General features: G+C 53.8%; 28 protein-coding genes. 24 read left to right on the top strand and 4 right to left on the bottom strand.

All coding sequences use genetic code 11. The annotated features are described in order from the left end of the window. Positions 1–214: 214 nt before the first annotated feature. Both NF683_RS20415 and NF683_RS20410 read left to right on the top strand, forming a co-directional pair. Complete coding sequence (locus NF683_RS20415) at positions 215–832, top strand: hypothetical protein (protein ID WP_253920824.1); 618 nt, start codon at positions 215–217, stop codon at positions 830–832. Between the two features lie 370 nt (positions 833–1,202). Then, on the top strand, positions 1,203–1,487 hold the full coding sequence (locus NF683_RS20410; protein ID WP_253920823.1) for a hypothetical protein: 285 nt from the start codon (positions 1,203–1,205) through the stop codon (positions 1,485–1,487). A gap of 105 nt (positions 1,488–1,592) precedes the next feature. Here the strand turns inward: NF683_RS20410 and NF683_RS20405 are convergent, their stop codons facing one another. Beyond that, positions 1,593–1,778, bottom strand: a complete 186-nt coding sequence (locus NF683_RS20405; protein ID WP_253920822.1) for a hypothetical protein — start codon at positions 1,776–1,778, stop codon at positions 1,593–1,595. Between the two features lie 33 nt (positions 1,779–1,811). Further along, positions 1,812–2,075, bottom strand: a complete 264-nt coding sequence (locus NF683_RS20400; RefSeq protein ID WP_253920821.1) for a helix-turn-helix domain-containing protein — start codon at positions 2,073–2,075, stop codon at positions 1,812–1,814. A 952-nt stretch (positions 2,076–3,027) separates the two neighbouring features. Here NF683_RS20400 and NF683_RS20395 point away from each other — a divergent pair. After that, entirely contained in the window at positions 3,028–3,717 is a 690-nt protein-coding gene (locus tag NF683_RS20395) for a VIT1/CCC1 transporter family protein (protein WP_253920820.1), read from the top strand. Between the two features lie 322 nt (positions 3,718–4,039). On the opposite strand, the gene NF683_RS20390 is transcribed toward NF683_RS20395, so the two are convergent. Both NF683_RS20390 and NF683_RS20385 read right to left on the bottom strand, forming a co-directional pair. Further along, positions 4,040–5,368 (bottom strand): sensor histidine kinase, encoded by a 1,329-nt coding sequence (locus tag NF683_RS20390; RefSeq protein ID WP_253920819.1) that lies wholly within the window; start codon positions 5,366–5,368, stop codon positions 4,040–4,042. Continuing rightward, entirely contained in the window at positions 5,358–6,023 is a 666-nt protein-coding gene (locus NF683_RS20385) for a response regulator (RefSeq protein ID WP_089037517.1), read from the bottom strand. Before NF683_RS20385 ends, NF683_RS20390 begins: the two co-directional genes overlap by 11 nt. A gap of 212 nt (positions 6,024–6,235) precedes the next feature. On the opposite strand from NF683_RS20385, the gene NF683_RS20380 reads away from it, so the two are divergent. From NF683_RS20380 to NF683_RS20280, 21 genes are all read left to right on the top strand, one after another. Next, a complete protein-coding gene (locus NF683_RS20380; RefSeq protein WP_198349199.1) occupies positions 6,236–6,634 on the top strand; it encodes a PepSY domain-containing protein in 399 nt (132 codons plus the stop codon). Positions 6,635–6,678: 44 nt separating this feature from the next. Then, on the top strand, positions 6,679–7,161 hold the full coding sequence (locus tag NF683_RS20375; protein WP_089037519.1) for a DUF2271 domain-containing protein: 483 nt from the start codon (positions 6,679–6,681) through the stop codon (positions 7,159–7,161). A 24-nt stretch (positions 7,162–7,185) separates the two neighbouring features. Next, positions 7,186–9,408, top strand: a complete 2,223-nt coding sequence (locus NF683_RS20370; protein ID WP_253920818.1) for a PepSY domain-containing protein — start codon at positions 7,186–7,188, stop codon at positions 9,406–9,408. Between the two features lie 195 nt (positions 9,409–9,603). Continuing rightward, positions 9,604–11,052, top strand: a complete 1,449-nt coding sequence (locus NF683_RS20365; protein WP_253920817.1) for a YfcC family protein — start codon at positions 9,604–9,606, stop codon at positions 11,050–11,052. Positions 11,053–11,100: 48 nt separating this feature from the next. Continuing rightward, positions 11,101–12,330: an arginine deiminase gene (locus tag NF683_RS20360; RefSeq protein ID WP_253920816.1), complete on the top strand. Its 1,230-nt coding sequence runs from the start codon at positions 11,101–11,103 to the stop codon at positions 12,328–12,330. An 18-nt stretch (positions 12,331–12,348) separates the two neighbouring features. Then, the gene (locus tag NF683_RS20355) at positions 12,349–13,350 is read left to right on the top strand and encodes an ornithine carbamoyltransferase (protein ID WP_198349193.1); all 1,002 of its coding nucleotides are present in this window, start codon (positions 12,349–12,351) and stop codon (positions 13,348–13,350) included. Between the two features lies 1 nt (position 13,351). Next, positions 13,352–14,269, top strand: a complete 918-nt coding sequence (gene arcC / locus NF683_RS20350; RefSeq protein WP_253920815.1) for a carbamate kinase — start codon at positions 13,352–13,354, stop codon at positions 14,267–14,269. A 2-nt stretch (positions 14,270–14,271) separates the two neighbouring features. Further along, positions 14,272–15,672 (top strand): F0F1 ATP synthase subunit beta, encoded by a 1,401-nt coding sequence (atpD, locus tag NF683_RS20345; protein WP_253921911.1) that lies wholly within the window; start codon positions 14,272–14,274, stop codon positions 15,670–15,672. Beyond that, positions 15,669–16,082, top strand: coding sequence for a F0F1 ATP synthase subunit epsilon (locus NF683_RS20340; RefSeq protein ID WP_089037525.1), 414 nt, complete (start codon positions 15,669–15,671; stop codon positions 16,080–16,082). The genes atpD and NF683_RS20340 overlap by 4 nt, the downstream gene beginning before the upstream one ends. Further along, entirely contained in the window at positions 16,079–16,378 is a 300-nt protein-coding gene (locus tag NF683_RS20335; protein WP_089037526.1) for an AtpZ/AtpI family protein, read from the top strand. The genes NF683_RS20340 and NF683_RS20335 overlap by 4 nt, the downstream gene beginning before the upstream one ends. Next, positions 16,359–16,670: a hypothetical protein gene (locus NF683_RS20330; protein WP_198361444.1), complete on the top strand. Its 312-nt coding sequence runs from the start codon at positions 16,359–16,361 to the stop codon at positions 16,668–16,670. Before NF683_RS20335 ends, NF683_RS20330 begins: the two co-directional genes overlap by 20 nt. Then, positions 16,661–17,356 carry a F0F1 ATP synthase subunit A gene (locus NF683_RS20325; RefSeq protein ID WP_125749485.1) on the top strand — a complete coding sequence of 232 codons (696 nt, stop codon included), beginning with the start codon at positions 16,661–16,663 and terminating at the stop codon, positions 17,354–17,356. Before NF683_RS20330 ends, NF683_RS20325 begins: the two co-directional genes overlap by 10 nt. Beyond that, complete coding sequence (locus tag NF683_RS20320) at positions 17,353–17,640, top strand: F0F1 ATP synthase subunit C (protein WP_089037529.1); 288 nt, start codon at positions 17,353–17,355, stop codon at positions 17,638–17,640. The genes NF683_RS20325 and NF683_RS20320 overlap by 4 nt, the downstream gene beginning before the upstream one ends. 3 nt (positions 17,641–17,643) lie before the next feature. Further along, positions 17,644–18,417: a F0F1 ATP synthase subunit delta gene (locus NF683_RS20315; protein WP_089037530.1), complete on the top strand. Its 774-nt coding sequence runs from the start codon at positions 17,644–17,646 to the stop codon at positions 18,415–18,417. Then, positions 18,407–19,939, top strand: a complete 1,533-nt coding sequence (locus NF683_RS20310; protein ID WP_253920814.1) for a F0F1 ATP synthase subunit alpha — start codon at positions 18,407–18,409, stop codon at positions 19,937–19,939. The genes NF683_RS20315 and NF683_RS20310 overlap by 11 nt, the downstream gene beginning before the upstream one ends. Continuing rightward, positions 19,923–20,813 (top strand): F0F1 ATP synthase subunit gamma, encoded by an 891-nt coding sequence (locus NF683_RS20305; RefSeq protein WP_253920813.1) that lies wholly within the window; start codon positions 19,923–19,925, stop codon positions 20,811–20,813. Before NF683_RS20310 ends, NF683_RS20305 begins: the two co-directional genes overlap by 17 nt. A 103-nt stretch (positions 20,814–20,916) precedes the next feature. Further along, positions 20,917–21,816: a cation diffusion facilitator family transporter gene (locus tag NF683_RS20300; RefSeq protein ID WP_253920812.1), complete on the top strand. Its 900-nt coding sequence runs from the start codon at positions 20,917–20,919 to the stop codon at positions 21,814–21,816. Between the two features lie 303 nt (positions 21,817–22,119). Next, positions 22,120–22,554, top strand: a complete 435-nt coding sequence (locus NF683_RS20295) for a GNAT family N-acetyltransferase (protein WP_253920811.1) — start codon at positions 22,120–22,122, stop codon at positions 22,552–22,554. Positions 22,555–22,715: 161 nt separating this feature from the next. Next, positions 22,716–22,916 carry a hypothetical protein gene (locus tag NF683_RS20290; protein WP_253920810.1) on the top strand — a complete coding sequence of 67 codons (201 nt, stop codon included), beginning with the start codon at positions 22,716–22,718 and terminating at the stop codon, positions 22,914–22,916. Positions 22,917–23,432: 516 nt separating this feature from the next. After that, complete coding sequence (locus tag NF683_RS20285) at positions 23,433–24,089, top strand: DCL family protein (RefSeq protein ID WP_253920809.1); 657 nt, start codon at positions 23,433–23,435, stop codon at positions 24,087–24,089. Between the two features lie 42 nt (positions 24,090–24,131). Then, complete coding sequence (locus tag NF683_RS20280; RefSeq protein WP_253920808.1) at positions 24,132–25,046, top strand: HamA C-terminal domain-containing protein; 915 nt, start codon at positions 24,132–24,134, stop codon at positions 25,044–25,046. Position 25,047: the final 1 nt, after the last annotated feature.

Below are 25,047 nucleotides of genomic sequence, written 5' to 3'. Positions count from 1 at the left end.
CAAGAGCGGCTAAGAAATGCTAAGGTTCAAGACGTGCTTTTCGTGATAGCAGGGCTGTAAACTGCGCCCCCTGCTTGTAAAAACTTGTGCTGAAAACGCGAATGGTGGAGCACCTAGCCACTGAACTAAAGGCAAACTACTCTAGCCAGTAACATTGAGTTAGGCTTAGTTTTATCACCACCTTAGAGCGGTATTCGCCACGCGAGGAATTGAGATGATAAAGTTGGCTATGACGGCAGCCGCTGCGCTGCTACTGACAGGTTGCACATCTACCCAGTCCGTAGATGGGAGTTTTGCCACTCTGCCTGGCGTTACGCTGAGCTCTGATGGCAGCAGTAACCATTTCTTTGAATCTGCCCGCTTCGATTATGACTCTTCCTCTGTGTCCGGTGATGCGCTTGAATACTGCATTGCCTCTACTGTCGAGAATCGTGGCGTCACGCTCTCAGGAGAGACAGCCAGCTATATCAGTCCGTTTACTGGCATGCGCTATAGCAATGAAAGCACACGCGAGACAGCTGGCGGCCAGGTGATTGCTTTCGTGAGTGATGACAAGTCAGAGGTTGTAGCCAATGGCACCACCAACTACCGCGCTACTTTTGGCATGGCGCCTATCGAGCGGGTCGTACAGTACCGCCTGAGCGCGCGCGGATCGGAAAGCGGCCTGTCGCTTATCTTTGACTCATTGAGGCAGGCACAGCTTAATACAGGCGTATCAGCGAACACTGGGTATCATCCCATTGGGGCGTGGAGCGGGGCTGGCGCCAGCCATGCTTATGACTCTCTTCGGTCTGTGGCCAAAGACATTCAGGGTTGTATGGCCAACCGCTGATCATATCAAGGTATAGATGGTTCTTTGGTACTGAGCATGGATTAGGCCATGATAGTGCTGATCCCTGCCATTATGCTAATTAGGGATGGCACGCTATGTTCCCACTGTTCCCACTCATGAAAAAGCAGTGGGAACAAAAAAACATGTTAATAATCAGTGTTGTTCCCGCCGTTCCCACTGTTCCCGGTCAAAATCAACAGGCGCGAGTAAAACGCTTGCTATTGCTAATGGCAACCAGCGCAATTTTGCACCCGTTGCTGGTGCCATTATTGTTGCATGGTTATGAGGCTTGACTGCTAACAATCTAGAGACGTGCTGTGAGTATTCCCGTCTATACTGCGCTGGCACATAATAACTAAAGGGAGTAGTCATGACCGTGCGAGTAATCCTGTTAGTGCTGGCGCTATGCTTCTCTGGAGTCTTGAGTGCTGAACAGCCGCCAGATAGCCATGGCGGCTGGGTTGGACAAGCAGAGCTTCAAGTTGGCGATGAGGAAGCAGAGTGCACCTTATCGTTTGACGCGATCCCCAATGAGTTGGCTATAGCCCAAGGCGGCTGTTGTCGTGTTTGTCGAAAGGGCAAAGCTTGCGGTAACTCCTGCATTAACCGCAACTATACGTGTCGACAGTCCAGAGGGTGCGCTTGTGATGGGTGAGTCTGGCGCCAGCGGTGTATTACGAAAGTTTCGTAGTGCTAGCCTTCCCGCGCTTCCCCGGCTTAAAAAAGAGCGTGCAACGGCAAAGGCAACAAAACGCAACGCCTAGCCATATACTTGCTTATCCTCCCAAGCCTTGGGGTCTCTTTCGCGCCAGCTGGATTCTGCGCCGTGGTCACCCTGGATTAAAGGCTTGGGAAAGCCTTTGCTTTTCTGCCAACGAAGCAAAGTATTGTGGCTGCGGTCATGGCGATTGCAAAGCTCACTAGTCGACACGTAACGTTCTTGCATGCCCCGACTCCTGCTTCTCTTTCTTCTTTTGGTCTAGGAGCGCTTTGATATCTGCTGCAGTGACTTGCTTACAGGATGTTGAGCCTGCTGAAGCCCGACTCGTGCTTCCCACTTACTGTGCTGGTCTGGTAGTGGGCTCCTTTTACAACTTGCAATATATGCCTCAACAGCTTCAACTTCGAAACGGATATTGCCCTCGATTTGGACATAGCCAATAACACTCTTCAGTGAGTAAGCTTTACGCTGGCTGATTGACAGTTTTTTGGCAACATCCTTGGCAGTGAGTAGGTTCGCCATTCTTGCTCCCGTATCAGGGCATAGTGTTGATCGCAATGAAACCTATAGAGCTAGTGCTGCAGTGCTAATGGTAAGGCACTACGCCTGTAACCATTTATTCATAGCCTGCCCGCTTTTCTTCCCATGCATGGATATCACTAGTACGCCACCTTGATTCAGAACCGTGACCACCGCGCATGATAGGCTTAGGGAATCCTTTTTCGTGCTGCCAGTAGTTAAGTGTGCGTGCAGAGCGGCTGTAGCGCTCGCATAACTGTTTAGTGCCTATTAATTCTGGAAGCATAAAACCTACTTATGTTGTGCATTCAAATCTAGCTGAGGAACAGCAATCCCAGAATTGCGATGCTCCAAAATTGTGAAAGTTTCATATTAGGAGATCGGGAAAATACATCTAACCAACTGACAAATGGTATGCGATAAGGTATGCGGTGATTTTTAATAAAAAGGTGATGTTTTGTTAATCAACAACTTGAGATATAGGTTGTGATCCTGCCAGGGACGCCAATAAAATAGTTATGTTTTTCATTCCTTTCTAGAATTCACCTTCTTTGTGTTTCGACCCCACAGACGACACCATAAGAAACGCTTGCTTAAAAGCTCGTATAAGCTGCTTCCATCAGCAGGGCTAACTAAGTACGAGTGCCAGCCAGACGCCCAGCCCTAGCTTATTTTTGGATTGGGCATCATGTGGTTAATCGTTAATAACCGCACTACACTTTGACCCACGTTGGGTTTTGCAATGGGCCTAGTCGCATTAATGGTGTGCTCAGCATCACTTTGGGTACCGCATGACTACTCCCAATTGATCCAATCATACGAAGTCCTTTAACTCCACGCGATTGAAGTCTCCTGTTTTGGCCGTTCTTTCTTGCGATTAGCTCTCTGTTTTTAGCAAGCAGATAACCGGTTTTTCTGAGTATCAAACACATCCATGAGGATAGGAGATACGTCCTTGAGCCATCACGAAATTCATAGAACTAATCGCGTCGGGTGGTTGCGTGCGTCTGTGCTTGGTGCCAATGATGGCATCGTTTCTACAGCGAGCCTTATTATTGGCGTGGCAGCAGCTTCAGCGTCACAAGAGAGTATTCTTTTAGCAGGCGTTGCTGGTTTAGTGGCAGGCGCTATGTCCATGGCAGCGGGTGAGTATGTATCCGTAAGCTCCCAGTCAGATACTGAAAATGCAGACGTAGCACTGGAAAGAAAATCGCTAGAAGATGATTTTGAGTTCGAGCAGCAAGAGCTTGCCGACATCTATGAACAAAGAGGTGTAGAGCCTCGGCTGGCACAACAGGTTGCAGAACAATTAATGAAACACGATGCGCTTGGTGCGCATGCCCGGGATGAAATTGGCATTTCTGTCGATGGCAACGCACGGCCAATTCAGGCTGCTCTTTCGTCAGCAGGGTCTTTTTTAGTAGGTGCGGCGTTGCCGTTAGGGGTCGCATGGTTAGCACCTGTGCATCTACTTATTGTGCTTGTCGCACTTTCATCATTAGTTTTTCTGGCGGCTCTGGGTAGCGTGGCTGCTCGTGCAGGCGGTGCCTCCACTATGATTGGCGCTATCAGGGTAACCTTCTGGGGGGCTTTAGCCATGGCATTAACGGCAGGTGTCGGGCGGATTTTCGGCGTCGTTGCATAACGTTAGTTGGATAAGGCTGGTTTTCGTTCAAGGCAGTGCTTCGTGGTTACGGATAAGCAATTGCCAGCCCTAGACTGAACACCGTTGGCTGATGTCCAGCTCGCTCTGGTAGACCATCGTCGATATATCCAGCAGTTCCAGTACGCTGTGAGCAGGTTGCCATGCGATGCAGGCGTTTCGGCAATCTGGCTTAAACACTCGATATCAATATTCCCGCGTTGAACAAAATCAGATGATAGCTACAGAGTACAAAAATTAACGGATGCTTAACGCAAGAGTTTCCTAGTTAAATTTAGCTGCTGTAGGGTGCTTTATTAATTTTTTATTTTGCATCGGCGATATTAAGGTCAGCCTCGAATCCATCTTGTTTGCCTTTTGCAGGAGACTGCAGGTGTAAATGTATGTTGGCACCTGTGGCAATGGCATCTGCAATAGCGAGGCCGAGGCCAGAGCCAGACGCACCGGTTTTTGAGCGAGTAAAGCGGTTACGTAGCAGGTTGAGCTCATCTGCTGGCACGATATTTCCGCTATTGCGTACCCGAAAGTTACCGTCAGCGGATAGGATGACCTCCACAGGATGTTGGTGTGAGCCATGTTTGATCGCATTCTCGATCAGATTTCGAACCAGAATGGCGAAGGCATCAGGGTCGAGAAAAGAGTTCATTTCTCCCGCGGGCAGTGTCAGTGAAATTCTTCCCGGAGTCTGGCTTTCAAAATCCGCCACTATCAGGGCCAGAATGGGCACCAAGTTGTGCGTACGTTGCGCAATAGCGCCACCGCCTTCGGCTTTGGCCAGTTCGAGTAGCTTCTCCGAGAGTGCTGATAGGCTACGCAGTGCGACCTCCACTTCAGTAACATTATCCCTTAGCGCGTCACTATGGAGCTGGGTTTTTAAACGTTGAACCTTGGCAAGCGCCGTTGCCAAAGGGGTGCGTAATTCATGGGCACTATTAGCCGTAAAGCTGCGCTCAGCCTCAAGCGCACGCTGTAATCGTTCCAGCAAGCGGTTGACTGCGGCGGCGATGGGTTCAAATTCTCTAGGTAACTGATCAGCCGCTAAGGGAGTAAGATCTCCCGCCCCTCGGGATTCTATCGATTGCTTGAATTCAACCACTTGCCGCAACGAGCGCCGGACAATCCACCAGACCCCCAACAGGCTAATCGGAATCAACAATATCAGTGGCAGTAGCAATGCCAAGCCTGCTTCCAGGGCGGCTTCGTGTCGGTGGGTTAGCGGCTCGGCTACTTCTATGAAGAGGGTGCCACTAACAGCGGATGCGCCGTATATCCTGTGTGTAGAGGTATTTGAAAATCCTTCCAGAGGAAATGCGTTAAAAGCGCTGAGGTCGGCATCGTGAGATTGTAATAATAGGTTGCCTTGACTATCTCTCACCAAATAAGTGAGGTATTCGTCGTGCTTTTTTAGGGTGGGCGCTATTCGATTTCTCGAATTGTTTTCTCGGTTCAGAATGTCAGTAACGGCCAATGGCAGAATACGTTGGGCGGTTTCTTCAAGGGCGCTGTCGAAAACTTCATTCATTTCGTGTTGTGCGATAAGTCCAGAGGCCGTCACACCGCACAACCAGAGTAAAGTGACACCCAGGGTGAGGCCAACGCCGAGGCGTTTTTGTAAACTATTTTTATTGGCCATGTATTTCCAGTCGGTAGCCCATACCTCTCACCGTGACAATAGCATCGTGCCCCAGCTTTTTACGCAAACGGCTGACATAAACTTCGATGGTATTACTTTCTATTTCTGCCCCGAATGCGTAGAGGCGATCCTCAAGCTGTGAGCGTGACAATAAAATGCCGGGTCGCTGGATGAAACCTTCGAAAATCGCCCACTCTCTGGCTGTAAGCTCGACAGGCTGACCGTTGCGATGAATGCGGTGATCGTTCAGATCCACCACCAGGTTCCCAACATGGATGATTGGATTGGGATTGCCCCGGTAACGACGAGCTACCGCTGATACCCGAGCAGAAAGTTCAGAAAGATCAAAGGGCTTTATCAAATAGTCGTCGGCACCGGCGTTAAGTCCTTCTACTCGGTCAGAGACTTGGTCTCTGGCCGTTAGAATAATGACAGGTGCTGAATTTCCAGCGGTCCTGAGCTTGCGTAAAAAAGTCAGGCCATGGCCGTCCGGCAGCATAAGGTCGAGCAGGATAAGGTCGTAGGCAGTGGCCTTAACGCTGGCATCGGCAAAGCCCAGGGTTTGTACCCAGTCTACTGCGTGACCGTCATCGGCGATCTGATCGCGAACCGCTTCGCCAAGGCCGACCGTGTCCTCAACCAGTAGTACCCGCATTATTCACCTCTTATCTCACTTTCATATCTTCTTGTGGAAAAGATATTACCGCAAGTACCTGACATTGGCCTGAACAACACGGCTATGTCTGTTCTTTTGTCTGTCTTGCTTACAACCTGAATTTCAGCTTTCTGCGGATTTTTAGCCGCGTTCAGGTCAGTGTCAGGTAAAGCTCATAACGTATGCGTTGTGACCTATCGAGGAGATATCAAATGAAGACGAAAACAGTGGTTTTAAGCCTTGCCTTAGCCTTCATGAGCGCATCGCTGCTGGCAGATGATGACTGTAATGATCCGATGACCAACTGGCAGCCCCAGGAAAATTTACGCCAAAAACTGGAAGCTGAAGGCTGGACGGTATACCGCATCAAGGTGGACGACGGGTGTTATGAAGTGAAGGGGGAAGCACCTGGGGGCTTTCGTGCAGAAGCATCGTTTTCTCCCGCATCACTGATGTTGATGGAATTGGAACGAGAGGATGACGACGAAGATAACGATGATGATCGTTACCGCAATAACAGCGAAAAACGTGAAGGTACGCCGGGCAGTAACCCTTCGGCAGTACCTCGTAATGGCATTGTCAGTGGGCGCCCCAGCGTAACGGTTGAATGACTGGAAAGATTTTTGCTGACCACCCTTTTATCAGGAGAGCGAAGATGAAACAGATTTTATCAGCCGTTGGCTTGGTCATCGCACTCGCCACCGCTTTAGCCATGCCTGCTTTTGCTCAGGCGCGTGAAGTAACTTTTACGATTGAGATGAAGAACTACGGTGGCGATGGTGCGTATCTGGCACTGTACCTTGCTGATGGGGAGGGACAGTATCAAGGGACTCTCTGGGTAGCTGGGGAAAAATCCAAATACTACAGTCACTTGAGTGGCTGGGCGCGTGGGAGTGGGTTGAATGCGGCCGAATATGATGGTCTAACCGGTGCGAGTTTAGCCAGTGGGCGCACTCTGAAAATCAACCTAGATCTAGATGATGCATTGATCGACAGTGGCTACGAGATACGGATTGATACTGCCGTTGAAGATATGCGCGATCATCGTGACGACATCGCCGTGCCGCTAACCAGCGAAAGCGCCGGACAACCGCAGGCAGGGCGTGGTTATATTCAATCGTTTCAATATGACCTTTGACAGGTGTGAGCAGGAGATAGCGCTATGTTACGACGGCTGCATGGACTCCCTGGTCTGCTTGTCGCATTGATTCTTACGGTGCTGACCATTTCGGGAGCAATTCTGGCACTAGCACCTGCGATGGATCGCGCTGCAGTAATGATTCCTGCTGCTGGTGAAGTGAGCGTGGCTGAACTGGCAGGGCGGGTGGTGACCCATTACCCGGGAACCGAGCAGATCGTGCGCGGCGCATCTGGTGAGGTGATCGTCTATTACTACCGCGATGGCCAGCCTGGAGCAGACCTAGTTAGCCCGTTGACCGGAGAGGGCATTGCGCCCTTTGAACCTTCGGTGTTTTTTATCTGGATGAAGGATCTGCATCGTTCGCTTCTGCTTGATAACGCCGGGCGAATGCTGGCTGGAATCATGGCCGCGGTGATGGTACTGCTGTGTATATCGGGAGTTTTGCTACTGGTTCGGCGTAGCGGTGGCTGGAAGGGACTGTTAAAGCCATTAACCGGTTCCGGTGGCACACGTATTCACACTGAACTGGCGCGATTTGTCGTTCTTGGGTTGCTGTTGTCGGCATTGACTGGCAGCTATATGTCAGCACAGCGTTTTGGTCTATTGCCCGAACCTATTGAGGCCGAGCCCATCTTTCCGGCTGAGGTCTCGGGCGGGCAGCCAGCACCGGTGGCAAGCCTGAATGCCCTCAAGAATGTTGATCTCAGTGATCTGCGCGAATTGGTGTTTCCTTATCAGGGTGACATCCAGGATGTCTATTCCCTAACGACCCGAGAGGGAGCTGGGTTTGTCGATCAGGCGAGTGGCGAGCTGCTGAAGTATCAGCCGCGCTCTAAGGGTAGCGTGTTCCAACAATGGATGGTCAGTCTGCATACCGGTGAGGGGCTGTGGTGGTTGGGCCTAATACTGGGTGCGTCGGCGCTTACCGTACCGGTGCTTTCATTGACTGGGGTGAGCATCTGGTGGCAACGGCGGCGGTCATCAGGGCTGATGCCGGATAACGCCGATGTCGCTCAGGCGGATATCATTATTCTCGTTGGCTCTGAAGGTAACACCACCTGGGGCTTTGCCCGTGAGCTTCAGGCGAGCCTGAAAAAAGCAGGTTTTCAGGTGTATTGCAGCGAGATGAACGCATTGGCTGATCACTATCCACAGGCATCCATGCTGTTTGTGCTGACGTCGACCTATGGTGACGGCGATGCACCTGGGACAGCACAGCGGTTTATGACCAAGCTTAATGATTTCGAGGATAAGAAAGCGCTGAAATACGCAGTGTTGGGTTTTGGCGACCGCCAGTTCCCGAAATTTTGTCAGTTTGCTGTGGATGTGGATGTCGCGCTGGATAAAAAAGGGCTGGCACGCTTATATTCCCTCGAACGGATTGATCGATGCAATGCTGCGCAATTCAGTGAATGGGGCGACAGAATCAGTGAGCAGATGGGCGTTCCATTTACGCTTACCTATGAGCCATTGCCACCAGCGACGGTAACGCTGGAATTGCTAGAGCGCGCGGATTATGGGCTGGCTGTTCAGGCGCCGACCAGTATCATGCGTTTCAAAGCGACAGGCGCGAAGCAGGGCCGATGGTCGACGTTTCTCTCGCGAAAAAGCTCGCTACCGCTATTTGAAGCTGGCGATCTGCTGGGCGTTATACCTCCTAATGGGCAGACAGCTCGGTTCTATTCTCTGGCATCTTCTGATTCAGACGGGCTACTGGAGATATGTGTCCGCAAACAGCCCGGCGGCTTGTGTTCTGGTTATCTTCATGGGCTTAAACCGGGGGACTCTATCAATGGCTTTATTCGTCATAATCCCGAATTTCGGCCAGCGATGGGGAGTCATGCGACTATCTTGATTGGGGCGGGGGCTGGGATTGGCCCGCTGGCGGGGTTTATTCGCCGTAATACCGCCCGCAACCCGATGTATCTATATTGGGGTGGGCGCAATGCAGAATCGGATTTTCTCTATCAACCCGAACTGGGTAATTATCTCAACGACCGCCGTTTGACCGGGCTCAGTACGGCATTCTCTCAGTCTGATCAGCGAGTTTACGTTCAGGATAAGCTTAGGCAGGATCAGATAGCGGTGCGTCGCATGGTCGATGCTGGCGCTCAGATTCTGGTTTGTGGTGGCAGAGGGATGGCTGCTGGGGTTAAGCAGGCTCTGGAAGATATTCTCAGGCCGTTAGCTATTGACGTTGCAACGCTAAAGTCCCAAGGACGATACCTTGAAGACGTTTATTGAAATGATGGGGCAACTGATACGCCGATATTGATCTCGATCAACTAACGGTGCTGCGCTGCTTGAAACTCCTCGTACAAGTGCGGTCGGTGAACTATCTTGTCCAAGCAGGTTTGAGCTGGGCAATGCCGCTGACTGCCGAGTTGTTTAGAAGCTCAGAAAGGCTTTGGGTGTGAAGTTGACGACAGGAGACGCACTATGGCTAAGGATGATAAGTCAACGCCTGTATCGGAAAGTGATCTCGCCTCGCGGTTCCCGACCGCCTATACCATCCTTTTCGGCCTGATCATTGTCGTCGCTGCTTTGACCTGGATTATTCCGGCCGGACAATATGATCGTGTCATGAATGAGGAGGTCGGGCGCGAAGTGGCCGTGCCCGGCACTTATCAAACCGTTGACCCCAACCCCCAGGGCGCGGTCGAGGTTATGCTGGCCCCGACCGCCGGGTTCTACGATCCGGACAGTTACGTGGCCAATGCCATTGATGTGGCGCTGTTCGTTTTGTTCCTGGGGGGCTTTCTCGGGGTGATGAACGCAACCGGCGCCATCGATACCGGCATCCGCAGTGCCATGAGACATTTGCAAGGCCACGAAATCTGGGTAATCCCTATCTTGATGACCCTGTTCGCCCTGGGCGGAACGACTTATGGTATGGCGGAGGAAACACTCGCCTTCTACGCCATCCTGATACCGGTGATGCTGGTAGCTGGATACGACACTGTTACTGGTGTTGCCATTATTCTGCTCGGTGCCGGGATCGGCGTACTGGGCTCCACCATCAATCCCTTTGCCACTGTTATCGCGGCTAACGCCGCAGGCATACCGTTTACCGATGGTATCGTGCTGCGTTTTATCCTGCTGATTGGTGGCCTGCTGATCTGCATCGGTTATGTCATGCGCTATGCCCACCGTGTCAAAGCCGACTCCTCACGCTCGGTGGTGGCCAAGCAGTGGGACGCCCACCGTCAACTGTTTCTGCAAGAGCACGATGAAGAGAGTCATAGTGCAAGCCTGACCCGGACTCAGATCATTGCGCTGATTATCTTCGGACTGACTTTTGTCATCATGATTTGGGGCGTCTCCTCCCAGGGCTGGTGGATGGCGCGTATGGGAGCTCTGTTCTTTGGTGCTGCCATTGTGATTGGCCTCATTGCCCGGCTGGGCGAAAAGAAATTGACCGGTAGTTTCGTCGATGGCGCCCGGGATTTACTCGGAGTTGCACTGGTGGTGGGCCTCGCCCGTGGCATCGTGGTGATCATGGAGCAGGGTATGATTGCCGATACCATTCTGCACAGCGCAGAAACCTCGCTGGGTGGTCTGCCGGAGCTGGCGTTTATCAACCTCATGTTCTGGATTGAGGTCGGCATGAGTTTCTTCGTGCCGTCTTCCTCCGGGCTCGCCGTCCTATCCATGCCGATTCTGGCACCGCTGGCGGATTTCGCCAATGTGGGGCGCGATCTGGTAGTGACGGCTTTCCAGGCTGCCAACGGGCTGGTCAATCTGATCAACCCCACCTTTGCGGTGGTGGTTGGCGGACTTGCCATCGGGCGGGTGTCCTACGATCGCTGGCTCGCCTTTATCTGGCCTTTGCTGCTTATTCTGACCGTGTTTATCAGCGTGATTATCAGCATCGGGACACTGTTTTAAACACTATTTTAAACACTGTTTTGAACACTGGTTAAAAGGAATTTTGTCATGTCTGAACAAACTCTTGGAGTGCACTCTGAAACCGGAACTCTGCGCCAGGTGATTGTCTGTCGGCCCGGGCTGGCCCATCGGCGGCTAACGCCGTCAAACTGCGACGCCCTGCTGTTTGATGATGTGTTCTGGGTTAAGCAGGCGCAAAAAGATCACGATGTGTTTGCCAATCTGATGCGCAGCAGGGGGACTGAGGTACTGGATGTCAATGAGCTACTGGCACAAACGCTGGAGATCCCTGAAGGACGGGGCTGGATTCTGGATCATCGGATTAACTGGAATCATATCGGCGTTGGCATGGTGTCGGATCTGCGGGCCTGGATGGACGAGCTGCCCGGTGGTGAGTTGGCGAAGTTTCTGATCGGAGGTCTTGAGGTAACGGATCTGCCTTTTGATTCGGCCGGGCTGTTTGGTAACCATCTCGGACCATTCGGATTTGTATTGCCTCCGCTGCCGAATTTCCTGTTTACCCGGGATAACAGTGCCTGGGTTTATGGCGGGGTAACACTGAACCCGATGCACTGGGCTGCCCGCCAGCCAGAAACCCTGCTGATGACCGCTATTTATAAATTTCACCCGAAATTTGCCGGCAAGGTGACGGTGCATTGGGGGGATCCGTTGCAAGACCATGGCCTAGCCACCCTGGAAGGCGGGGATATCATGCCACTAGGTAATCGCACGGTGCTGGTGGGCATGGGTGAGCGATCTTCGCCCCAGGCCATTGGTCAGCTGTCAAAGGCTCTGTTCGATGGCGGCATGGTCGATCGGGTGATTGCCTGCCAACTGCCCAAATCCCGCTCAGCCATGCACCTGGATACGGTATTCACCTTCTGTGGTGGCAACGTAGTGACGGCCTTCAAGGAGGTGGCGGATGCCGTGGTCTGCTATGACCTGAGGCCCGGCGAGGGTGGCAAAACATTGTCCTTCAAGCAGGATCGCCGCCATCTGTTTGAGGTGGTGGCCGAGATTCTCGGGTTCCCGGCGCTGGAGGTTGTGCCCACGGGGGGGGACAGCCCGGAAGAGCGCGAGCGCGAACAGTGGAACGACGGTAATAACGTACTGGCACTGAGCCCCGGGGTGGTGGTGGGTTATGACCGCAACGACGATACCAATGCTGCGCTTGAAGCAGCGGGCATAGAAGTGCTGGCCATACCCGGCGCCGAGCTGGGCCGGGGCCGAGGCGGAGGGCGCTGCATGAGTTGCCCAACCATCAGGGATGCTGTTTGACAGCTAAGGAGAAGGTCCATGGCGTTTAATCTCAAGAACCGACATTTTCTGACGCTGCGGGATTTTACGCCGCGCGAAATCAGTTTCCTGCTGAAGTTGTCCGCTGATCTTAAAACCGCCAAGTACGCCGGCACGGAGGTGCCAAGGCTGCAGGGCAAGGACATCGCGCTGATCTTCGAGAAGAATTCCACGCGAACCCGAGTCGGGTTCGAGGTGGCCGCCTATGACCAGGGTGCGCGAGTGACTTATTTGGGGCCCACAGGCACCCACATAGGCCACAAAGAATCGGTGAAAGACACCGCGCGGGTGCTTGGACGGGTCTACGATGCCATTGAGTATCGAGGTTTCGGGCAGTCGGTTGTGGAGGAGCTGGCCCAGTATGCTGGTGTGCCGATCTACAACGGTCTGACCAACGAGTTCCATCCGACCCAGATTTTGGCAGATTTACTAACCATGCAGGAGCAGGTGGAAAAACCGTTGCGCGAGGTAGCCTTTGTGTTTATCGGCGATGCCGCCAACAACATGGGCGATAGCCTGCTGATCGGCGGCGCCAAAATGGGTATGGACGTGCGGCTGTGCGCGCCTCAGGCCTGTTGGCCGAAACAGGCGGTGCAAGACGAGGCAAAGGCGCTGGCGGCGGAAACCGGAGCTCGCATCACCATCACCGATGATATTGACGCCGCCGTTGCCGGTGTCGACTTTGTTTATACCGATGTCTGGGTCTCGATGGGTGAACCACAAGAAAAGTGGGCCGAACGCATCAAGCTGCTGATGCCTTACCAAGTCAATGCGGCCCTGATGGCGAAAACCGGCAATCCCCGGGTGCGATTCATGCACTGTTTGCCAGCTTTCCACAACACCGAAACAGTGGTTGGCAAAGAGATTCAGGAGGCTCATGGCATTGATGCCATGGAGGTGACTGACGAAGTATTTGAAAGTCCGGCCTCCATTGTTTTTGATCAGGCCGAGAACCGGATGCATACCATCAAAGCCGTCCTCGTGGCGACCCTGGGAGACTGACATGTTGGTGGTCGCAGCTTTGGGCGGTAACGCTCTTCTGAAACGCAGCGAGCCGCTGACTGCGGTGGTTCAGCGCAACAATGTGAAAACGGCGGCACTGTCGCTGGCGGATATCGTTCGAGCCGGACACGACCTGGTGATTACCCATGGCAATGGGCCGCAAGTGGGGTTGCTGGCGTTGCAGGGCGCGTCCTACAAGCCGGATGAAGCCTACCCGCTGGATGTTCTGGGCGCGGAAACCGAAGGTATGATCGGCTATATGATCGAACAGGAACTGGAGAATGCACTGGAGCATGACCGGCCCGTCGCGACGCTGCTGACGCAAGTGGTGGTAGACCCTAAAGATCCGGCTTTTGCCAAACCGACCAAGTTTGTCGGGCCTGTCTATGAGCGCGAGGAAGCTGAGCGCCGGGCGGCTGGTGCGGGCTGGAGTATTGCGCCGGACGGTGACAAGTGGCGGCGTGTGGTGCCCTCTCCCAAACCCCTCGAAATACCCGATCTGCGCGTGCTGCAACTATTGCTGGAGCAGGGCGTGGTCGTGGTCTGCACCGGCGGTGGCGGAATACCGGTGCTGCGGCAGGAGGACGGCAGCCTGATGGGCGTTGAAGCGGTCATCGATAAGGATGCCGCCAGCGCATTGTTGGCCAGAAAACTGGGGGCGGATGCGTTGCTCCTGTTGACCGATGTGGATGCAGTCTACCGAGACTTTGGCACCGATCAGGCGACACCGGTTTCCGCATTGACGGTGGCTGAGGCGCGAGCATTGGAATTACCTGCTGGCTCCATGGGCCCCAAGCTGCGTGCCGCCTGTGAATTTGCTGAAGCGGGGGGCTCAGCGGCATTGGCCGGCTGCAGGATGCCATTGCCATTCTTGACGGATCGGCAGGCACGCGGGTGTCTACCGATGCATAGTACGTGATGATGACTCAACATGACGCCCACGATCGGGTCGAACCAGACAATGACACTGGGACTATTGTCGCCATTCGTGGGGGAGTCGTCGATGTCAAGTTCGCGAAGCTGGTACCTGCTATCCGAGAGCTCTTGTATGTCGGGAAAACAGCCCTGGAGGTTGCCGGCCTTGAGGATAAGGGCATCGTTCGTTGCATGGCGTTGGGGCCGGTCAGGGGGCTAGGGCTAGGTATGTCGGTTCGGGCCACCGGCGCTCCGATCAGCGTGCCGGTCGGCGACGCTGTCCTGGGCCGCATGCTTAACGTGTTTGGTACGCCTATCGACCGCAAGCCCGCACCAGTGACGGTGGAGCGCCGCGCCATTCACCAAGCACCGCCACGGCTGGAAGATCGTGTCGTTCGCAGTAAAGTACTGGAGACCGGCATCAAGGCCATCGACCTACTGTCTCCCATCGAACGAGGCGGTAAGACTGGCCTGTTCGGTGGTGCTGGTGTGGGCAAGACCGTGCTGATCACCGAACTAATCAACAATACGGTGCAGCAATACAAAGGGGTGAGCCTATTTTGCGGCATCGGCGAACGTTCCCGTGAGGCGGAAGAACTCTACCGTGAAATGGGCGAGGCTGGCGTACTTGATAACACTGTCATGCTATTCGGGCAGATGAACGAGGCGCCAGGTGTGCGGTTTCTGATTGGCAAAACTGCTCTCACTATGGCGGAGTATTTCCGCGATGAGCAGCACCGAGATGTGTTGCTGCTCATCGACAATATTTTTCGCTTTGTCCAGGCCGGCTCTGAAGTATCCGGGCTGCTGGGTCGTATGCCCTCGCGGGTGGGCTATCAGCCGACCTTGGCGACCGAACTGGCGGAGCTGGAAGAAAGAATCACCTCCACTCGCAGCGCAGCGATCACCTCGATCCAGGCCGTTTATGTGCCCGCCGACGATTTCACCGACCCAGCCGCTGCCCATATCTTCTCTCATCTTTCGGGCTCGGTCGTGCTGTCCCGCAAACGCGCCAGTGAAGGCTTGTATCCGGCCATTGATCCCCTGGCCTCGTCCTCAGTAATGCTCACGCCGTCGGTGGTGGGGCAGCGTCATTATGATATCGCTCGGGGCGTGCGCCGAACCTTGGCCGAATATGAGGAACTGCGCGATATCATCGCCATGCTGGGCATTGAAGAACTGTCAGCCGCTGACCGGGCAACCGTTGCTCGCGCTCGTCGGCTGGAGCGGTTCCTGACCCAACCCTTCTTCACCACGGCGGCCTTTACCGGTACCGAGGGACGACGCGTGACCACCGTTGAGACCCTAGAGGGTTGTGAAACCATCCTGAACCAGACCCATTTTGAGCGTAACGAAAGCGACTATTACATGATCGGCGCACTCTCCGATCTGGAGACGGTGGTATGAGCCAGTCAACGATGATGCAGGTGACCTTGAGACTGCCAGCCATGACCCTGCATCAGGGCCCGGCAAGTCGGCTGTTTGCCGTGGCGGAAAACGGTGCTTTCGGGATGCTGCCAAACCATATCGATTTCGTCACCGCCCTGGTGCCTTCGGTGTTAATCCTGACTCTAGCCGATGGTGAGGAGCAGATATTTGGCATCGACGAGGGAATACTGGTGAAAAAGGGCCATCAGGTCGAGATTGCTATCCGGCGAGGTGTCCAGGGAACGGATTTGGCCTCGCTGAAGGAAACCGTGCAAAGAAACTTTATTGAGGTAGATGAAGATGAGCGCGTGGCACGTTCCGCCCTGGCGCGTTTGGAGGCGGGCATGGTGCGGCGGTTTGCCGATCTGCAGCGACCCAAAACGCCATGACCAAGCCGCGAAAATCTCCGGTGGATGACATCGGCCGTCGTGCGAGACGTCTGAGAAAGGCACGGGAGGAGCCCGGTACGAGTCCCCTGCGGGGCCTGGGTGTATTCGGCATGATCGGCTGGTCGATCGCGGTACCCACCGTGGCAGGCGCTTTTTTCGGCCTGTGGCTTGATCGCAATATGCCGCAGGATTTTCAGTGGACCATTGCCTTGATTCTGGGTGGCGTAGCCCTCGGCGGCTTCATTGCCTGGGCCTGGGTCAGCAAGGAAAGCGGGAGTGACCGTAATGATGATTGATTGGCATGCTGTGATCATCGGCTTTGGCACCGGTGTTACCGTCAGTATCCTGTATTTCTTGGGCTTGGCACTGAGTGTCCGTCTTGCGCTGCGCCTGACACGCCCCGTCTCTTTGCTGCTGCCTAGCGCCGCGCTACGGATCGGCCTGCTGCTGTTGGCAGGGTGGCTGGTGACCGATGGAGGAACCCTGGGCTGGGCGTTCGCTGGTTATGTGTTGGCCTTCTTCATCGTGCGTTTCAGCGCCACCCTAATGGCCCGGTTACCCCGGGTGAAGGAGGCCAAATGCAACTGACACCCGACGAAACGACGGTCTTCACTCTCTGGGGCCTCGGTATTAATGAAACCATCGTCAACACTTGGATTCTCATGGCCTTGCTGACCGGCGCTTCGATCCTCGTGACCCGGAGACTACGGCCGGATGTACCGCCAAATCGCTGGCGAACCACCCTGGAAGTGATCGTCACCGGGATCCAGAGGCAGATCGAGGAAATCTCGCCGCAGTCGTCTCGCCATGTCTTGTACTTTTCAGGCACGCTGTTTCTGTTCATTGCATTATCAAATTTACTACTCGTAGTGCCTGGCTTCACGCCGCCTACGGCTTCGCTCTCTACTACCGCCGCTCTGGCCTTGGCGGTATTGATTGCTGTCCCGCTGTTTGGCATCACTCAACAGGGCATTCGCGGTTACCTGAAAACCTACATCCAACCATCGGTCATCATGCTGCCCTTCAACATCATCAGTGAGTTCTCTCGGGGCATTTCGCTGGCCATCCGCCTCTACGGCAACGTGATGAGCGGCGCGGTCATCGCCGGCATACTGCTCGGCGTGGCGCCGTTCTTCTTTCCCGTAGTGATGGACGTGCTGGGCCTGCTGACCGGTCTGATCCAGGCTTACATCTTCGCCATCCTGGCGACCGTCTATATCTCGTCGGCAACGGCCATTGTTAAGAAACCGGAAAACAAGGAGGAAGATCAATGACAGATGCAGCCTTTATTGCGGCCATTTCTATCTTCACTGCGGGACTGACGGTGTCGTTCGGCGCCCTTGGCCCGGCGCTGGGTGAAGGCCGCGCCGCAGCGGCCGCTCTTAACGCCATCGCTCAGCAGCCGGACTCGGCCTCCATGCTGTCGCGAACCCTGTTCGTGAGCCTAGCAATGATCGAATCTACCGCGATCTACTGTTTTGTGGTGGCGATGATCGTGCTGTTCGCCAACCCGTTCCTGGATCAGTTTATGCAAGCCACCCAAACGACAGCAGGCTAGGCCATGTCGATTGACTGGGTTACGGTTCTCGCTCAGATCGCCAATTTTCTGGTGTTGGTCTGGCTGCTCAAGCGTTTTCTTTACAAGCCTATTTTGAATGGCATCGATTCCCGCGAGGCCGAGATCGCGGAGCAGATGGGGGAGGCGGCACGCGCCCAGCAGAAGGCGGAAGCTGCTGAGGTGGATTTCGTAACACAGAAACAGCAGCTACTGGCCGATCAAACCGCTCTGGAGGCACAGGTTCGCCAGGAAGCCGAACAAAAGCGGAACGCCCTGTTGGTTGAGGCCCGGGAGACACTGGAGCAGGAACGGCTGGATTTGCAGGCGCACCTGGCGCGTGAGCAGGAACGCTTCACGACGGAGTTGTACAAGGCGAGTGCCGAAACGCTTTACCAACTGGCTAGCCGAGCGCTGCACGACTTGGCCGACGAACGTCTGGAGGCGCGCATTGCCCTACACGTCATCAGCCAGCTGGCGCCGCCGCTGTCGGAAGAGTTGGCCGCCGCGGCTAGCAATGCCCAAGGCGCGGTTGTCACCACCCATGCCCCGCTGCCGGAGGGCGCACGGCAAGAGGTGGAAGCCGCTCTCCAGGGGCTAGTGCCCGGGCTTTCCTTGCGTTTTGCCACAGATGACAGTCAGTCCCCCGGGATGGTCCTGCGAATCGGCAGCATCCAGCTCGACTGGACGGTGGACAGCTATACCGACGAGCTGGTGGGTCTGCTGGAAGAGCGCCTAGCAAGTGGCGAGTCGGGCAGGGTGCACAATTATGGCGGATGAATCGCGGCTGCCTGGCGTGCAGGGGTTTATCGACCTTCTGCTGGCCAGCTCGGCACCTTCGCCGGTACTGGACGAAGTAGGCACGGTGGCTGCAGTGGGGGATGGCATTGCGGTGGTAGCCGGGTTGGGGCGTGCCTTGGCGGATGAGCTGCTGGTGTTTGCCTCTGGGGTTCGCGGCGTGGTGCTGGATCTTGAGCCGGATCGGTTAGGGGTCGTTTTGTTAGGCCCTTCCGAGCAGGTGAGGGCCGGAGAGGATGTCTGGCGTACCCGCAAGGTAATCAGTGTGCCGGTGGGGCCGGGACTAATGGGACGTGTTGTCGATGCCACGGGCCAGCCCCTGGATGGCAAGGGCAAGGTGACCGCCGTGGCCGAACGACCAGTGGAAGCCCGGGCACCCGATATTCTCAGCCGCGCTGCTGTTAGCCGTCCCCTGGCGACCGGTCTCAAGGCGATCGATGCTGCGGTGCCTGTTGGTCTAGGGCAGCGAGAATTGATCATCGGTGATCGGCAGACAGGCAAGACGTCTATTGCTGTGGATACTATCCTTAATCAGGCCCGTTCAGAGGTCCTGAGTATCTATTGCGCCATCGGCCAGCGTGGGGATGCGGTCGCCAGAGTCATCGAAACGTTGAGGGCGAGCGGACAGATGGCGAAGACGATCGTGGTAGTTGCCGGTGATGAGAGTGCGCCAGGCCTTGCCTACATTGCCCCTTATGCGGCGATGACGATGGCGGAGTACTTCGCCGATCAAGCCCAGGATGTATTGGTCGTCTTCGATGACCTCACGCACCATGCACGGTCCTACCGTGAACTCTCGCTGCTGCTGCGGCGCCCGCCGGGACGCGAGGCATTTCCGGGGGACATCTTCTATGTGCATGCCCGGCTGCTCGAACGCGCCGGACAGTTCACCCCGGAGGCCGGAGGAGGTTCCATTACCGCCTTGCCCGTGGTGGAAACCCAGGCGGAAAACCTGTCGGCCTATATCCCGACCAACCTCATCTCGATCACCGACGGCCAGATCTATCTGTCACCGCAGCTGGTGCGCAAAAACCAGTTCCCGGCAGTCGATCTCGGGGTGTCAGTGTCGCGGGTAGGCGGCAAGGCGCAGCACCGTGCGTTTCGGGAAGTTGCCGGTAACTTACGCGTCACCCTCTCCCAGTTCGAGGAGTTGGAAGACTTTGCCCGCTTTGGCACCCGGCTGGATGACGCCACCCGGGCGCGTCTGGTCCGAGGTGCTGCGGTTCGGGCGGCTTTGCGTCAGCCTGAGCGGGACCCGATACCGGCGGTGGAGCAGCTAATGGTGTTGCTAGCGGCGATAGACGGCATGTTCGACGGGCTGTCGGAAGCCGAGGTGGTAGCTGCTATGGAAAGCGTTAGGGCGTCGGTGGGGGACACCTTGACAAGGATCGCAACGCGAATCGCTGATAACCAGCCTCTGGATGAGGATGACCGCGCCTCTCTGTTGAAGGTGGCACGTACCGCCCTGAGTGTACCGGAGCACGGCCGTGACGCAGACACTTGAAGCCCTGACCCGCCGTGATGAGACGCTCACCAGCATTCGCGGGATCGTTCACACCATGAAGACCATCTCCGCCATCAATGCCATGCCCTATGAGCGTGCCGCCAGATCTATCGAGGCCTATCATCGGACGGTGCGAAGTGGGCTCAGAGCCTTTGTCGCCAGAACCGGCTCCATCGCCTTGCCACAAGCGGAACCTGTCGACACCATCGTGGTGGTGTTCGGTTCTGACCATGGTCTGTGCGGTAACTACAACGAGGTACTTGCCGAAAAAGTTCAGGCCGAAATCGCGCCGCTAAAAGCAGCAACCTCGGGTGTTCGGATATTGTGTGTTGGCGCCCAGATGAATGATGCCCTGGCGGGGCAGGGTCTCAGTCCAGAAAGTGTTTTTTTACCACCGGCCTCGGCGGATGGCATCGGACGCCTGGCGAGCAGCATCGTAACCCGGCTGGATGACATCGGGCACGGCGAGCCTCACAACCGGAAAGTCACGCTGGCCTTTACCCAGCGAGCCGGTCGCGGGCAGCACGAGCCGGTGCTGGTGCCGCTGTTACCCCTGGGGCAGGCGTTCCTGGCGGGGCTCGCCGACCGACCCTGGGAATCCCGCTCCCTGCCCGACTATTCAATGCCGCCACCCGAGCTGTTTGCCGCCTTGTTGCGCAGTCATATCTTCGCCAGTGTCTTTCGCGCCTCGGCGGAGGCCATGGTCACCGAAAATGCCGCACGGCTTGCCCTGATGCAGCAGGCAGAACAATCGGTAGACGACCGGCTGGACGAGGTCAAAGGGCAACTGAGGTCGGTTCGTCAGGATGACATCACCACTGAGCTGCTGGATGTCATCATTGGCTTCGAGGCGTTGCGCAGCAAGACGCGCTGAACCCAAGGCCATGAGTGCGGAGACAGATGCTACTGATGCTCAATAAGACTGCCACTGACGCATAAAGCCCCACACCCTTTACCCGCAGCAAGGAAAAGAACTGATGGCTCACCATCACGATCATGCTCCCCGTAATTTCGGCCGGGCGTTTACCATCGGGGTAACACTGAACCTGGCATTTGTGATAATCGAAGCTTTTTATGGCTGGAAAACTGGCTCCCTGGCCTTGCTGGCCGATGCGGCTCATAACCTGAGTGATGTAGGAGGGCTGCTGCTGGCCTGGGCTGCCTTTGGTGCGGCGCAACTGCAGCCTAATATGCGCCACAGCTATGGTTGGCGCAAAGGCTCCATCCTGGCCAGCTTTGTGAATGCGGTGGTCCTGCTGGTCGCTATGGGTTACTTAGCTTGGGAGGCCATTGATCGCTTGCAAATGCCGTCGCCAGTGGCCGCGGGTACCGTGATGGTGGTGGCCGGCATTGGGGTAGTGATCAATTCGGTGACCGCCTGGTTATTTCTGGCTGGCAGCAAAGGCGATCTGAATATACGAGGGGCCTTTCTGCATATGGCAGCCGATGCCCTGGTGTCCCTGGGTGTGGTGGTCGCTGGTGCCGCTTATCTTTGGCAGGGCTGGGGCTGGATTGATCCAGTCATGAGTTTGGTCATTGCACTGGTGGTCGTCGTCGGCACCTGGTCGCTGTTCCGCCGATCGCTGCATCTGCTCTTTGATGGTGTTCCCGAAGAAATTGATTTGGAGAAAGTACAAACGGAGCTGCTGGCATTACCCAGCGTGGTGTCCGTTCACGATCTCCACGTGTGGGCTATGAGCACAAGTGACAACGCCATCACCGCTCACTTGGTCATGGCAGACGGTGGGGGTGACCATGACCAGCTGCTGACGCTGGCGACAGAGATGTTGCACGAATGTTTTGAAATCCGTCACACGGTGCTGCAACTGGAGGGCGAGGCCTATGCCGCAAATTGTCCCACCGCTTGCGGCTGTTAAGGCCAAAATGGCTTAACGGTTTTGACAAGAAGTGGTGGCAATGAAGCCGTGGCCGCGATGGCCTATCGACTGAATGAAACCATCTGCCAGTGATTCAAGTACAGAGTTACCGACGCCCCCAGCCTTGATGACCTCGATAACGCCTAAGTATGACCTAGCTAGTGTATGACCAACGCCTCGCCTTTGTGCGGGGCGTTGGCATGTTAGGGCTAAGAATCCAAGCTCTGGCTGACGCCCACCCATTCAAGCGGGAGAAACCCATGTGCTAAGTTATAGCTATTATTTTTTGGAGAAAAAACAGCAATGGAAGTCACTATCGGAAATGATTCTGAATTGATCAGGCAGGCTCAAGGTATTCGTTATCAGGTGTTTACACGTGAACAGCAGATTCCTGCAGAGCTGGAGCTGGATGGGCTGGATGAGGAATCATTCCACGCGCTGGTAACGGACAACGGTGAACCCATTGCAACGGCCCGGCTAACCGTGAAAGAAGACGGCTCTTCTACCATGGCCAGGATAGCGGTCAGTGAGGTATGTCGAGGAATGGGCGTCGCTTCGAAAGTTGTCCAGGCAATGATGCAATATGCCCAGGAGTTAGGTGTCAATTCTATTGAGATCCATGCTCACACTTACCTTAGAGATTACTACGAAAGGTTTGGATTTGAGTTCATCAAGGAAGTAGAAGTCGTTGGCGAACATCAACTGATTGAAATGCGGTATCAGACAGCGCATTCATAACCAAACATGCAAGGTCGCTCTAGCGGCAGTTTTGTCAGTCATAGGCATTCACCCTAACCGCGACTTACGGCGCGCTATCGCTTCGCAGCTCTGAAGAGAAGATCCGTGGCCGCCAGCACACCGTGCTAAGTAAGGACGCTGCATCGTCGAAAGAAGCTGGTATGTGGCCAACTAATCGCCCCACACCGACCGCGACCCACGCCGCGCACTCGACACCCCGCCCCGCCCGCGCGCTAAATGTAGAGTTTTTTATGCACCCCTGCGATCGCCGCCAAGCCACGCCACTGCTGGGCTGGCTGGTGGAAAATGGGTGCATGAAAAACATGCGTTTTCATGCGGATTTATGCGCTTTTAACGGATGAGTAGGCATGCTAGTACTTAAAACTAAGTCCTCAGCCGAATGAAAATTAGTAGAGGCATTCCTGGTAAGTCCTGGTAGAGACGAGGCTTTCCAGAAAGAAACGACGTAGGGTGGTCTAAAGTAGCAAGTGATCGGGTTGTAAAGATGCAGAGGAATGGTCAATACTGCTCAAAACTAATTAAAGTATGGATCTAAGGTCTCATGTGGCCGAGCTATACTAAATGTTTCAATATTTCAGTACCTTAAGTGCTCTGTGTGCTTGCGAAATAACCTGTTTCACGGCGGCAAGTATGGCGATCAAGATTTGGACAGCAAGCGGCGCAATTTAGAGCTTCTCCGCTGCGCAAAAATCGTACTCGATCAACTGGCACATGGTGCGGATTTTAGCAATGACTATGAACGCCGCTATTGAACAAAAAGATAACAATCGCATGCACTCGGATGTTAAAAGCAGCTCTCCTTCATCGCTATGCTTTTTGACGCTGATGCGATTCATGAGATTTTTAAGGAATCTAAATTGGCAAATCCGATAGCATTTGGAACTTATCAATTCAAGACTCAACAAAGCGCCAAGGAAGAAGCTCGGCGTAGAATCAACCAGTACGAAGCTGGCGAACGTCTCCAATTTGAAGATGAGTTATTTTTCACCTCATTATTCACACTACATTCTGAATATACAAAGAAGAAAGGCGCAGGTATCGATTACATACAAGTAAAAAGGGATTTTCATAAAAATCGATGTTTGTATATCCATAGAGTGGATGGAACTAGTACGGACTGTAGTTGGCGTCACTGTATACAACCTGCCTCTACAAAGACGCTTGTTGCTATCGCGTTTCGTAGAGGTGTGAAAGATATTGTTATGAGGTATAAGAACGCGAAACTGATCGATGTAGGTTTGTGTCCGGTTCTCGGAATAGAGTTGACTGTTGATAACAGCCATGTCTCCTATCTAAGTCCTTCATTTGATGAACTGTTAACTGCTTTTCTGAAACAACAACAGATAGATATAAAGTCGGTAGCCATAACAAACCCTGAGTCAAGTGACCCTGATCAGAGAGGTATGGTATCTGATCTAAAATTACTTGAAAAATGGCGGTACTACCATAAAAAAAATGCCTATTTACAGCTGCTCAGTGCCGAAGCAAATTTGCGCAGGTTAAAAGAATTGTAGGATGTTAATTTTTCGAGCTATTGAACGAAAGAAGGAATAAGTATGGACTTTGAAGTGCTAATTAATGATTCTTTCGTCAATATATCTGATGATGGGGCTTTACATCCTGTTGAAAATAAAAGAGTTCTTAGTTTAATAAATGACTTTGAAGATGGCCGGTGGCGATATAAGAAATTCCAAAACTTTATATGGGACAATATTGCAGAGACAGCATTGTCGCTTAAAGAGCGAAGATGTCTTGTAGATCAATCTCACTCTGTTTTGACTGCTGCGGCTCAGAATCTCAGACTTACAGATAAAGAAAGTGATATTGGGAAAGGTAGTGAGTTGGCAGAAATTGTTCTTTATGGTGTTATGAAACACCACTACAATGCTCTTCCAGTAGTCCCAAAAATATTTTATAAACAGAACTCTCAGGACAATGCAAAGGGTGCAGATGGAGTTCATATCGTAATTGAGAATGGTGATTTCTCTTTATGGTTTGGGGAAGCTAAATTTTACACTTCGATTGAGGACGCTCGATTAAGCAGTATTGTAGAGTCAGTTGGGAATTCTCTTAAAACAGATAAATTAAAAAAAGAGAATAGTATAATTACAAATATCTCAGATATCGATAGCTTGATAGAAGATGAAGGGTTAAGAGGGGAGATAAAGAATGCTTTATCCAATAAGAACTCTATAGACGATCTCAAACCAAAAATACATATCCCTATATTTATACTGCACGAATGTGATTTTACTGCTCAATGCGACAAGATGTCGGACGATTATCGTAATTCAGTAATTGATTATCATAAAGCTAGGGCTAATTCTTATTTTAAGAAGCAGATAAAGACTATTGGAAATACTTTTGGATATGGTGACGTAAAGTTCCATATTATCCTTTTTCCCGTGCCAAGAAAAGATGAGATAGTCAATAAGTTTGTTAAGCATGTAGAGCATTATAAAGGGGAATAGA

Origin of the sequence: Halomonas sp. MS1, from assembly GCF_024182575.1 — a bacterium.
Taxonomy (GTDB): Bacteria; Pseudomonadota; Gammaproteobacteria; order Pseudomonadales; family Halomonadaceae; genus Vreelandella.
This window is presented reverse-complemented; position numbering and strand designations above follow the sequence as displayed.